Source organism: Runella sp. SP2 (assembly GCF_003711225.1).
Lineage (GTDB): Bacteria > Bacteroidota > Bacteroidia > Cytophagales > Spirosomataceae > Runella.
Genome location: NZ_CP031030.1, coordinates 5,176,125 through 5,188,717, shown reverse-complemented (window position 1 = coordinate 5,188,717; position 12,593 = coordinate 5,176,125). Strand labels below are relative to the sequence as shown.

Here is a 12,593-nt window from a genome sequence, read left to right as displayed (position 1 = left end):
ACCGCAGATTTACGCAGAACTACTATCTGCGCCAATCTGCGGGGAAAAAACTCAATAATTCACAGAAGACCCGCGCACGACCAACTTCGTAGGCAACTGGTAGGTTTCGATGTGAGGGTTTTCCATTTGTTCCAACAAAATCCGCGCGGCTTGTCGTCCCATCTCCCAAACGGGCTGTTCGACGGTCGTAAGAGGTGGCTCAATGATGGCCGAAATGGGATCATTGCTAAAACCGACAATGCCTAGTTCCTGCGGAATTTTAACGCCTCGGCTTTTGGCCACTAACATAATTTCAATGGCCGTAGGGTCATTAATGGCAAAAATCGCATCGGGGGGCTGCGGAAGGCTAAGTAGGTAATTGGCATAAATCCGCGCTTTTTCTTCGGTCAAGTCGTAGTGAATAATCAACTCATTGTCCACGGGCAGACCGTGTTTTTGCAGGGCATCCAAGTACCCTTGCATCCGTAATCGGCTGACCAACAACGACACAGGGCCTGCCAAATGCGCAATGCGTCGGTAGCCTTGTTGTACCAAATGCTCCACTGCCTGAAACGCCCCCGCATAATCATCCACAATGACTTGGGGCGTGTCTAGTTCGGGACACACCCGATTAAAAAACACCAAAGGCACTTCTTTCCGCAGCACTGCCCGAAAATGGTCCACGTTGTTGGTTTGGGTAGTGACCGACACCAGCAAACCATCCACGCGGCTGTTCATCAGGGCTTTGACATTGGCCACCTCGGTGTCGTAGGATTCATCCGAATGGCAAATCATCACGTTATACCCTGCTTTGGACAAAATTTCCTGCGCTCCCATGATGACGGTGGGAAAAAAATAATGCCGAAATTCAGGTACCAAAATGCCCACGATGTTTGTTCGACTTTTCAGAAGTGCATTGGCCAAAGGATTAGGGTGGTACTCCAATTGTTGGGCCAAATCCAGAATCATTTTGCGCGTTCCTTCGTGTATATCCGTATGCCCCCGCAGTGCCCGCGACACCGTCGATTTTGAAATCCCTAACTCATTGGCAATATCGACAATCGTGACTTGGTGCCGAGGTTTATTTTTGCGATTTTCAACGGCTTCGGGAAGTGTAAAATGATAATCGCACGCCTTACAAAAGTAGCGTTGCTTCCCCCGCACAATCCCTGATTTTTGAACAAAATCTATTTGTTGGCATTTCGCGCATTTAATCATAACTTCTTGTACTTTTTCAATTTTGCATCCCTCTCTCCCAAATCTATATCTGTATCAAGGTACTCCCCAACAAAGGCGTATAGGGAATACAAATACTACTATCGCTACCAGTTTCGGGAAAGTTCCCGATAGTTTTTGTGGTTAAAATTCAATTTTTTCTGTTGATTATTTAAAATATAACCTTAATTTCCCTCAAAATCGTCATTTCAATAACCTAAAATGGGTTTTGATAAACAGTTATTCACCCCTTTAAAAATTGTATATTTTTAATTTACAAACTCCTTTAATCCTATGCTAGGAAAATTACGAATACGGTTATTTATCTATAACCTGCTCTTCAGTGCCTATGCCCAAGACCAGACCATTAAGGGAAAAATTGCCGACGTGCTAAAAAATTTATTCTCACTTCTATTTTTTTGTTCATGTTACTTCTCGGACGTTTTTGGTCAGCAACCCAAATTAGATAAAGAAGGTCGTTTGTTGTCGATGGACGAGGTAGATATCAGTGCGATGGTACAGCCTATTCCTGAAAGAAATATTTTCTCTGATCCGAATTTTCACATTTGGTGTGGTTCTGTTACTGAAGGTAAAAACGGAAAGTTTTACATGTTTTACAGCCGCTGGCCGATAGCGCAAGGACATTATGCTTGGGTAACAAGTTCTGAAATAGCACTTGCAGTGGCTGATAAACCTGAAGGCCCATACAAACATCTAAAAGTAATTCTGCCGCGTCGCGGGTCTGAGTACTGGGATGGTACAACTACCCATAATCCAGCTGTTATTCAACACGAAGGAAAATATTACCTCTACTACATGGGAACAACGGGTAACAAAGAGGTAAAAATGCCCGCCTCAATGAGCGATTCCAATTGGTGGGAGTACCGAAATAATCAGCGTATAGGGGTGGCAATTGCTGATGATCCAGAAGGAACATGGAAACGTTTTGACAAACCTGTGATTGATGTTTCGCCCGATTCAACCGCCTTTGACGCCTTAATGATGTCAAACCCTGCCATTACGGTGGATGATAAAGGCCGTGCCGTGTTAGTTTACAAACAGGTTGCCAAAAATGGTACACTTCGGGGTGGCAAGGTGCGCTTTGGAGTGGCGTTTTCAAATTCACTGCTCGGGCGATTTACCAAACACGATAAACCTATTTTTGAGGCGTCTCAGGGGGCAAATAGTTGGATGGTTGCTGAAGACCCTTTTATCTGGAATTATAAGGGAGTACTGTATGCGATTGTTTCCGATGTTGCTGGCTTTTTTTCAAATAAAGAAGCAGCGTTAGTTATGCTCCGCTCGGTAGATGGGATTAATTGGAACCCCACCAACTATCCGAAAGTAGCGCCGTTGCGTTTGACTTTTGAGGATGGCCGTGCTTGCGACGATAAGTTGGAGCGTCCCTGTCTTTACTTAGAAAAAGGTGTTCCCAAATTACTCTTTGGGGCACACGGATTAGAGCAACGAAAGTACTCCGCCAACGTGGCTGTTCCCTTAAAATGGAATGAACTGTCAGGTCAGGAAATTTTTATACCCCAGATTACGGGAGATTGGGTACGTGTTTATAAACCAGAAAGTGATGTTTTTCCTGGTCCAGACTCAAAAAGGTTCAAAACAGGAGTAAAATACGACAACTGGCAGGTCAATGATCACGCAATCATTAAAGGGGCCGACAACCGCTGGCACGCCATCGGTATAACGCACCCCGCAGTTGTCGCTGGACCAGGCGAGTTAAACCCGCATGAAGCAGAATGGTTATCGTTTCATGCTGTTTCATCGAAGGGAACGTTTAAACAAAATGTGACCGAATTTTCGTGGAAGGACTACCCTAAAATTTTGCCTCCTGGCGAAAGACCTGGCGAAATTAGGGAAAACCATGCCCCCCACATCATTCCATACCATGGAGAGTATTTTATGATTTATGGGCCAAGTCCCATTCGGTATGCCACTTCTAGCGATTTGTTCGCGTGGAAACCCAAAGGTGAGTTATTCAGTCAAACGGGGGGAGCCCGCGACCCATCGGTGATGGAATACAACGGTCTGTACTACATGGCTTATTGTTCAAAACAGAGCATAGTGGCCCGTATTTCGGCAGACTTGCTAAAATGGAGTGAACCAATCACCATATTTGAATTGCCCGAGGGTGAGACAGGTGGGCCTGAATCTCCAACCATTCATTACTATAAGGGAAGTTTTTACCTGCTTTTCTGTCGTTGGAATGCGAAACTAACTACTTGGACATACCAGGATAAAAGTTTCGTTTATCATTCCGATAACCCACTCAATTTCAGAAACAGGCAACCAGTTGCCGAAATACAGGGACATGCTCCCGAGCTTTTTAAGGACGAAGATGGCGATTGGTGGATATCGAGTGCTGAACGACCCTTTCGGGGCGTGAGCATTGCTCCTGTGAAATGGGTGCAATTAAAAACAAAAAAATAGTGCTCTAGTAAAGTCTAATGATGGAAATAATGAAATTGAAAAAGCGTTTTTTTGAATTGTTCTTTTTTTGCAGTTTGGTAACGAGTGCACAAACGCCAGAGTTAAATAAATACAACGTTGTTTGGACCAAACAAAGTGCCAATTCTTCCGAATCAATGCCTTGTGGCGGGGGCGATATTGGCCTCAACGTGTGGACGGAAAAGGACGAAATTTTGTTCTATTTATCACGCAGTGGGGCATTTGACGAGAACAATGTGTTTCCCAAATTTGGGCGTGTTCGCCTACGCATTACCCCCAATCTTTTTCAAAAGGCTACTTTTAAGCAAGAATTGAAGTTAAACGAGGGTTACGTAGAAATTTCTTCCGTAAAAAATAAGAAGAAAGTATTGGTGAAAATCTGGGTGGATGTCTTCAAGCCCGTCGTGCACGTAGAAACTGAAAGCGACGAAAAATTGAAAGTGGAAGCCTGGTACGAAAACTGGCGCGACAAAGACCTCACTTGGACGCAGCCAGGGCAAACCAAGGCGAGTTTGGCTTTCAGAGATGCCCCGTTTCAGGCGGTAGTGCGCAAGGATTCCGTGGCATTTGACGGTCAAAATGTGCTTTGGTACCACCGCAACCGTGACGAATCCGTTTTTGATTTTACGGTCAAACAACAAAAATTAGATTCCGTAAAAAGTCAATTATGGAACCCCCTCAAAAACCTGACTTTCGGCGGTTGGATGGGCGGGAGCAATTTCAAAACCGCAGGAATCAGCCAAGGCAAATACGTCGATACGGAGTTTACGGCTTTCAAAATAGAGAGCAAGCAAGCGGCCCACAAACAAGAGTTGCAAATTGTCTTACACATAGCCACTGCCGAGACGATTGCGCAGTGGAAAGCGGGGCTGGAACAAATCGTTCAGTCCTCAAAAAGCACCCAAGTAGCTGATTTTGAAGCTACTAAAAAATGGTGGAATGCTTTTTGGCGACGAAGCTATATCGCCATCAATAATCACCAAAAAGACAGCAGTTCGGTGGCTTGGCAGGTCGGGCGCAACTACAACCTGTTTCGCTATCAGTTGGGGTGCAATGCCTACGGGACTTACCCTACCAAGTTCAACGGCGGCATGTTTACTTTTGACCCGTCTTTCACGGACAAAAATGCGCCTTTTACCCCCGACCACCGCGATTGGGGAGGCGGAACCCATACCGCCCAAAACCAACGTCTGGTATACTTCCCGATGTTTAGAAGCGGTGATTTTGATATGTTGCCTTCCCAACTCAATTTTTATCTGAGGGCTTTAAAAAATGCCGAAACCCGTACCAAAGTGTATTGGGGGCACAATGGCGCATCGTTTACCGAACAATTGGAGCAGTTTGGGTTGCCGCTCGCTACTTCTTACGGCTGGAAACGTCCCCAAAACTTCCCTACTGGCATCGAATATAACTACTGGCTGGAGTACCTCTGGGATACGCAAATGGAGTTTTGTCTGATGATGCTCGACTTGGAAAAATACAACGACCAAGACATCAGCAACTACCTGCCGTTTGTGGAAAGCTGCGTTACTTTTTTTTACGAACATTACCAATGGGAAGCCACCTCCCGCAGTAGAAGCGCTTTTGCCGACGACGGTAAGCTCATTCTGTATCCGTCGTCAGGTACCGAAACCTACAAAATGGCCTACAATTCGTCTTCGACCATCGCAGGGTTGTACAGCATTACGAAGCGTTTGACGGAACTGTCGGACAAGTACCTTTCGCCCGAAAAGAGAAAGCACTACGAAAAAGTGTTGAAAAGCATTCCCGACATACCATTAAAGGAAAAAAACGGCCACCTGACCATTGCCCCTGCTGAGGCGTGGGGACGTATCAACAACCAAGAAATGCCCCAACTGTACCCCGTTTATCCTTGGGGAATGTTTGGCATTGGCAAACCTAAGCTCGACGTAGCCATCAATACGTGGAAATACGGCGCCGACCGAGCTATTCAGAAAAACCACATCAGTTGGCACCAAGACGCCATTTTTTGTGCAAGATTGGGCTTGACGGAAGAAGCCACCGAAATAACTATCAAAAAACTGAGGGATGCCCCGCGACGATACCCCACTTTTTGGGGGCCTGGTCACGACTGGGTTCCCGACCACAATTGGGGCGGTTCGGGCATGATTGGTTTGCAGGAGATGCTCCTCCAAACCCCCGATGACAAGCTGTATCTTTTTCCTGCATGGCCCAAAAACTGGGATGTGCAATTCAAACTGCACGCCCCCGCCAACACGACCGTCGAAGGGGAGTTGAGAGACGGGAAAGTACTTTCGCTCAAAGTGACGCCCGAATCGCGCGCCAAAGATGTGATTTTAATGATTAAATAAGGCAAGATGAAACTTTACCTGCTGCTGCTATCCCTGATGTTGGGATTTATAGCAAGCGTTTTTGGACAATCGCCCAAAGGGTACAAAAAGAGCCATTGGGGTTCAACACCGCAGAGGGATTTAAGTGCGATGGCGCAACCTATTCCTTCCCAAAACACTTTTAGCGATAGCCTCTACAACATTTGGTGTGGCTCCGTAGTCAAGGGGAAAAATGGGAAATTTTATATGTTATACAGCCGTTGGCCGCGTGACAAAGGCCACGAAGCTTGGATAACCCACTCCGAAATTGCCCTGGCTCGGGCAGACCGACCCGAAGGCCCTTATCGTCACATCAAAGTGGTTTTTCCTGCGCGGGGCAACCAATTTTGGGACGGTGTGTGTACCCACAACCCCGCCGTAATTGCCTATAAAGATAAATTTTATCTGTACTACATGGGTTCTACGGGCAAATCGTACGTAAAACCTCATACCTCTTACGAAAACCCTAATTGGTGGGAATACCGTAACAATCAGCGCATTGGCGTTGCCATAGCCGACGACCCCGAAGGCGAATGGACCCGATTTGCTCAACCCATCTTAGACGTAAGCACCGACTCTACCGCCCACGATGCACTCATGGTTTCAAACCCCGCCATCACGGTAGATGAGAAGGGGCAGTTTATTTTGGTTTATAAACAAGTCGAGAAAAGTGGGACTATCCGAGGCGGGAAAGTACGTTTTGGGGTAGCTTTCGCCAATTCTCCCACGGGCGCGTTTGTGAAGCATTCGCAGCCTATTTTTGAAGCCGAAAAAGGTAGTAAAGAATGGATGGTGGCCGAAGACCCCTATTTGTGGCATCAGCAGGGTGTGAACTACGCCATTGTACGGGACGTAGTGGGCAAATTTACGGGCGAAAGCGGGGCATTGGCCTTGATGGTTTCGAAGAATGGTTTCGATTGGCAACCTGTCGTCTACCCCAAAGTACTTTCAAAAACTGTTTTTTGGGAAAATGGAAAACCGCTCGACGACAAACTCGAACGCCCTTGCCTGTACCTGGAAAAAGGTGTTCCGAAACTGCTGTTTGGCGCGATGGGAATAAACAAACGCAAACATTCCATGAACGTATTTGTACCTCTAAAATACAATAGAAAGTAATGAGAAAATTGCTGATTTTTAGCCTTTTACTTGGGGTGCTAAACGCAAATTCCCAAGACCTTGATTTTACAAAAATGATTCAACCCTTGCCGCAAACGGCCAAGTTTGAAGACAACGGCTATATGGTTTGGTGCGGAAGCATGGTGAAAGGCGATGATGGTAAATATTACCTCTTTTACAGCCGATGGCCCCAAAGCAAAAAGCATTTGGCTTGGGTCACTGACAGCGAAGTAGCCGTGGCCGTAGCCAACGCCCCCACGGGGCCGTACAAATTTGCTAAGGTGGTTTTGCCCAAGAGAGATAAAAAGTATTGGGATGCCGACGTGACCCACAATCCCACAATTTATAAGTTTGGAAACAAATACTACCTCTACTACATGGGAAATTACGGCAACGGCGAGTGGTGGGATCACCGCAATCATCAGCGTATTGGTGTGGCTGTAGCCGATTCCCCTTTGGGGCAATGGAAACGTAGTAATACCCCTTTGGTGGACACCACTACCAATGCTTTCGACCATTTATTGACCAACAATCCATCCGTGGCTCAACGCCCCGACGGCACATTTTTGATGGTCTATAAAGGTGTCAGCAACGGTAAAATGCCTTTTGGCGGGCGGGTGCTGCACGGCGTAGCCATTGCCAACCGCCCCGAAGGGCCTTTTGTGAAGCAACCCAAACCCGTTTTTGTCAAAGATACGGTCAAATTTGCCGCCGAAGACCCCTACATCTGGTTTCAAGAAGGGAAATATTGGGCCATTGTCAAAGACATGAAAGGCGTTTTTACGAACGCAGGCACGAGTCTCGCCCTGTTTGAATCGCTCGATGGACTGGACTGGAAACCCGCCAAAAATATCCTTGTTTCGACCTTAGAAATCCCTTGGGAAACTGGAACAGAAAAAGTGGCTAAACTTGAACGACCCCAATTGTATTTTGAAAATGGCAAGCCAAAAGTCCTGTTTTGTGCCGTTTACGTGACCGAAACCGTGAATTATAACGTGGCTATCCCGCTAAAGTAGTCGATCAAAAAACAACAGTTCCACCTCATTAACTCGACCCTCGTACCAACAACTCAGTTTTCAACACCTTATAAATAGGCTTCCACTCAGAGGTGTCTGAATTGATTTGGTCTAACAATAGTTGCGCGGCTACTTGCCCAATTTCGTGGGTGGGTTGTGCTACGGTAGTGAGGCGGGGTTCAATAAGGGTAGAACCATAGTTATTGCTAAAACCCACAACGGCAATGTCTTCGGGAATGCGAACCCCTTTTGCTTTCATAAACAGCATAGCTTCAAAGGCCGTGGGGTCGTTGATGGTAAAAAGCGCATCGGGTGGCTCGGGGAGGTCGAGCAAATGCTTGATGTATATTTTTACTTTGTCGAGGTTAAGGTCGTAATCAAGAATCAACTCTTGGTCAATGGGTTGATTGTATTTTCGTAACGCATCTTTGTACCCTTCCAAACGCTTCTTACTGACGTGCAGCGATGTAGGCCCGCCCAAGTGCGCAATGCGTTTTCTGCCCGTCAGGATGAGGTGTTCAACCGCTTTGTAAGCCCCTTCGTAATCGTCCACCACCACCTTCGGAACTTGCATATCGTCACACACCCGATTGAAAAACACAATCGGGATTCCTTTGCGCTGAAAGACCTTGAGGTGGTCATAATTCCGCGTCTCCCGCGTCAAAGACACCAATACGCCATCCACCCGATTGTCAAGCATGACTTTGGCATTGGCGACTTCGGTTTCGTAACTCTCGTTTGACTGACTGATGAGTACATTATACCCTGCTTTCGAGGCTACTTCCTGCGCGCCCATGATGACCATTGGAAAAAATGACGTGACAAATTCGGGTACAATAATGCCAATCGTATGGCTTTGGCTCGACATGAGGTTGATGGCCAACATATTGCGTTGGTAGTCGAGTTCATTGGCCAATTTCAACACGGCATCTCTGGTTTTTTCGCTCACGCGTGGATGCCCCGTGAGTACTCTTGATACCGTTGATTTTGAAATATTCAACTGCCGTGCTATGTCAATAATCGTAATTTGGTGCTTCTTCATTTGTTGTATTATTTTAAGATAACTTCTGGAAATAAATTTTGGTTGCTTTGGCTTTTGCGGGAACGTTCCCACTCAATGGGAACGTTCCCGCATTTTTTAAAATGCTTTTGTGTTACAAATATTGTATAATATCCACTTATTATTGAATAATATTTCTTTTTGACTGCTTTTTCTAGGCTTCTTTAATTGGAAAGAACGTAACAAGGCTATTTTAATCCTAAAAGGTAAGCTTATAGCGAAGAGAAGTAAATGATGTTTTTAAATTGTACATAATCATGTTTTTGGAATTGAACCTATTTTTTAACCTTTTAAACATAACACCTTTAATCTATGAAATTTCTACCATTTAAACTTTTACTGGGGTGTTCCCTGCTTTTGTTGGTGGGAACTCAATATGCCTTTGCCCAGTCGATGACGGTGAAGGGGAAAGTGAGTACCGAAAACGGAGAAGGTTTGCCAGGAGTAAGTGTCATTGTGGTGGGTAAACCAAGTGGTACTACCACCGACAAAGACGGAAACTATAGCCTTCCCAATGTACAATCGGATGCCAAATTGAGCTTTAGCTACATCGGTTACCTCTCCGTGACCGAAACGGTGGGAAATCGATCAAAAATTGACGTGATTTTGAAGCTTGACACCAAGTTATTGGAAGATGTCGTGGTGGTAGGGTACGGTACCGTCAAGAAAAGTGACTTGACAGGAGCTGTGTCTTCTATCAAAGCGGCTGAGTTGAAAGTCACTCCGATTGCCAACTTTGTGCAGGGTTTGCAAGCCCGTGCTTCTGGAGTGCAAGTAACCCAAAACTCAGGTGCACCTGGCGGAAGCATCAGCGTGAGAATCCGAGGAAACAACTCAATCAGTGGCAGCAGCGAACCACTTTACGTAGTGGATGGCTTCCCGATTTCGGGAGGAGATAACCCCGTGGCGGGTGGAGGTAGTGGTTTCGGAAATGACAACGGAAACCGCCTATCAGTTCTTTCAACGCTGAATCCGAATGATATTGAATCCATTGAAGTACTGAAAGATGCTTCTGCTACTGCGGTGTATGGAACACGCGGTGCCAACGGCGTAGTACTTATCACCACCAAAAGAGGCAAAGCAGGTCAAACGCGGGTGACTTACGAAGGGTATTCGGGGCAACAGCAAATTCGTAAGACGTTGGATTTGATGAATGCCTCGGAGTTTGCGGCCTTGGAAAATGAGCTGGCGGGCCAAAACCTGTTTCCTAACCCCGCCCAATTGGGCGAAGGAACGGATTGGCAAAAAGAAATTTTCCAAAAAGGCGGGATGCAGAGCCACCAACTTTCGTTTTCGGGCGGGACTGAGAAGTCGCTTTTCAACGTTTCGATGAATTATTTTGACCAAAACGGCATCATTATTAATTCAAATTTCAAACGGGGTTCGATACGGGTTAATTTGGACAACCAAGTAACCAAAAACTTTAAAATTGGAACAAGCCTCACCTACACCTATTCCGTCAATAATGGAGCGGTAGCTTCTACTCTCTTGGATGGTGCAAGCGGCGGAATTGTTTTGTCGGCGCTCTATGCCCCACCGACTGAATCACCACGCGATGCCCAAGGAAAACCCACGATGTTTAGCGGAAGATACCTTGATTTTAACAATCCGATAGCGGTAGCAAGCGAAGTGCTCAATCGCAATACCACTCGCCGATTGTTGGGTAATATTTTTGCCGATTGGACCATTACCAAAGATCTTACGTACCGTGCGTCGTTTGGAGGAGATTTGATAGGCGATACCCGCGATTCGTACGTAACCCGTTTTGTGCGGGCGGGGGCAACCGTAAATGGTACGGGAGGGCGTGGAAACAACAATACCAATACCATTTTGCACGAAAGCTTGCTCAATTACCACAAGACGATTGGCATTCATGATTTCAATGTAACGGGGGTATTTTCGACTCAAAGTCAAACCCAAGTGACCGACGCCATGTCGGGGCAGCAATTTCCGAACGACTTGGTATTCAACGACAACCTTGGACAAGCGTCTATTGTGACCATCGGTAGTAACAAACAACAGTGGCGTTTGGACTCCTATACGGGTCGGGTGAATTATAACTTGAAAAGCAAATATTTGCTTACGCTCACTGCCCGTGTGGACGGTTCGAGTCGCTTTGGAGCCAACAATAAATATGGCTTTTTCCCTTCGGTAGCAGGTGCTTGGCGGATTTCTGAGGAGAAATTCATGCAGAATCAGAAGATTTTCAGCGACATGAAACTGCGGGTAAGTTACGGCATAACGGGTAATGCCGACATTCCGTTGTACAACTCGCTGGCGCGTTTGAGTTCCGTTGGTAATTACAATTTCAACAATACCCGCAGCATTGGTATTTTATCGGCCAACATTGCCAACCCTGACCTTCGTTGGGAAAAAAGCGGACAGGCCGACATTGGGTTAGATTTTGGCCTACTCAACAACCGCCTTCAGTTTACGATTGACGCCTACCAGAAAAAAACCACCGATTTACTCTTGTCTCGTTCGGTAGCGTTGTCGTCGGGCTATGGTTCCGTTTTTGGCAATTTTGGCGCGGTAGAGAACAAAGGAATTGAGTTTTCCGTCACGGCAAACGTGGCCAATACGTCCGATTTCAAATGGGACATTAACGGCAATATCTCGGCCAATCGCAACAAACTCACCCTGATTGATGGCACACGTACCGAGATTATCCCAGGCGATGGCGGTGGCTCGGTGGGGCCGTTTACCAACAACAGTATTTTGAGAGTAGGCCAACCCCTCGGTTCGTTTTACGGCTACATTTTCGACGGGATTTATCAAACGGGCGACAATATCCCGACGGGGCGAGTGGCAGGAAATATTCGTTACAAAGACCTCAACGGCGACGGGGCCATTTCGGCAGCCGACCAACAAATCATTGGTGATCCTAACCCCAATTATTACTTTGGAATCACTAACAACCTGAAATACAAAGGATTTGATTTGAGCGTGTTTGTGCAAGGGGTGCAAGGCGGGCAGATTTTCTACGTACAACGCCTCCGAATGGAAGGCGGTGCAGCTGGATTTAACCAATTTGCGACGATGGTGAACCGTTGGACACCCACCAATCCAAGCAATTATTATCCAAAAGTAGCGCAGGGGCAGCGTATCAACCAGTCGGACGTAATGATTGAAGACGGCTCTTTTGTACGTTTCAAAAATGCGACCTTGGGTTATACTGTTCCCACAAAAGGGAAGTTATCGTGGCTCAACAACGCACGTGTGTACGTGAGTGCCAACAATTTCCTAACCTTCACTAAGTACTCTGGCTATGATCCAGAGGTAAACACGGCTGGACAAAACAACCTGAACTTGGGCGTTGACAACATTGGGTACCCCATTGCTAAGTCTTTGATAGCAGGTTTACAAATCACTTTTTAATCACCGATTCCTTGA

General features: G+C 46.3%; 7 protein-coding genes. 5 read left to right on the top strand and 2 right to left on the bottom strand.

The annotated features are described in order from the left end of the window. Nucleotides 1-51: 51 nt before the first annotated feature. The gene (locus tag DTQ70_RS20880; protein WP_122932611.1) at nt 52-1,197 is read right to left on the bottom strand and encodes a LacI family DNA-binding transcriptional regulator; all 1,146 of its coding nucleotides are present in this window, start codon (nt 1,195-1,197) and stop codon (nt 52-54) included. Nucleotides 1,198-1,488: 291 nt separating this feature from the next. Between DTQ70_RS20880 and DTQ70_RS20875 the strand changes: the two genes are divergently transcribed. From DTQ70_RS20875 to DTQ70_RS20860, 4 genes are read left to right on the top strand one after another with little or no spacing between them, the layout of a single operon-like run. Then, nucleotides 1,489-3,639 (top strand): family 43 glycosylhydrolase, encoded by a 2,151-nt coding sequence (locus tag DTQ70_RS20875; RefSeq protein ID WP_122932610.1) that lies wholly within the window; start codon nt 1,489-1,491, stop codon nt 3,637-3,639. Nucleotides 3,640-3,668: 29 nt separating this feature from the next. Continuing rightward, nucleotides 3,669-5,990, top strand: a complete 2,322-nt coding sequence (locus tag DTQ70_RS20870; RefSeq protein WP_122934499.1) for a DUF5703 domain-containing protein — start codon at nt 3,669-3,671, stop codon at nt 5,988-5,990. A 6-nt stretch (nt 5,991-5,996) separates the two neighbouring features. Further along, the gene (locus tag DTQ70_RS20865) at nt 5,997-7,124 is read left to right on the top strand and encodes a glycoside hydrolase family protein (protein WP_122932609.1); all 1,128 of its coding nucleotides are present in this window, start codon (nt 5,997-5,999) and stop codon (nt 7,122-7,124) included. Beyond that, the gene (locus DTQ70_RS20860; RefSeq protein WP_122932608.1) at nt 7,124-8,140 is read left to right on the top strand and encodes a glycoside hydrolase family protein; all 1,017 of its coding nucleotides are present in this window, start codon (nt 7,124-7,126) and stop codon (nt 8,138-8,140) included. The genes DTQ70_RS20865 and DTQ70_RS20860 overlap by 1 nt, the downstream gene beginning before the upstream one ends. A gap of 28 nt (nt 8,141-8,168) precedes the next feature. Here the strand turns inward: DTQ70_RS20860 and DTQ70_RS20855 are convergent, their stop codons facing one another. Next, a complete protein-coding gene (locus DTQ70_RS20855) occupies nt 8,169-9,182 on the bottom strand; it encodes a LacI family DNA-binding transcriptional regulator (protein ID WP_122932607.1) in 1,014 nt (337 codons plus the stop codon). 330 nt (nt 9,183-9,512) lie between these two features. Between DTQ70_RS20855 and DTQ70_RS20850 the strand changes: the two genes are divergently transcribed. After that, nucleotides 9,513-12,578 carry a TonB-dependent receptor gene (locus DTQ70_RS20850; protein WP_122932606.1) on the top strand — a complete coding sequence of 1,022 codons (3,066 nt, stop codon included), beginning with the start codon at nt 9,513-9,515 and terminating at the stop codon, nt 12,576-12,578. Nucleotides 12,579-12,593: the final 15 nt, after the last annotated feature.

What these genes read in the sequence shown, in the direction of transcription:
- DTQ70_RS20850 (WP_122932606.1), top strand. Translation starts at nt 9,513, where the DNA reads ATGAAATTTCTACCATTTAAACTTTTACTGGGGTGTTCCCTGCTTTTG.
- DTQ70_RS20870 (WP_122934499.1), top strand. Translation starts at nt 3,669, where the DNA reads ATGAAATTGAAAAAGCGTTTTTTTGAATTGTTCTTTTTTTGCAGTTTG.
- DTQ70_RS20875 (WP_122932610.1), top strand. Translation starts at nt 1,489, where the DNA reads ATGCTAGGAAAATTACGAATACGGTTATTTATCTATAACCTGCTCTTC.
- DTQ70_RS20880 (WP_122932611.1), bottom strand. Translation starts at nt 1,197, where the DNA reads ATGATTAAATGCGCGAAATGCCAACAAATAGATTTTGTTCAAAAATCA.
- DTQ70_RS20855 (WP_122932607.1), bottom strand. Translation starts at nt 9,182, where the DNA reads ATGAAGAAGCACCAAATTACGATTATTGACATAGCACGGCAGTTGAAT.
- DTQ70_RS20860 (WP_122932608.1), top strand. Translation starts at nt 7,124, where the DNA reads ATGAGAAAATTGCTGATTTTTAGCCTTTTACTTGGGGTGCTAAACGCA.
- DTQ70_RS20865 (WP_122932609.1), top strand. Translation starts at nt 5,997, where the DNA reads ATGAAACTTTACCTGCTGCTGCTATCCCTGATGTTGGGATTTATAGCA.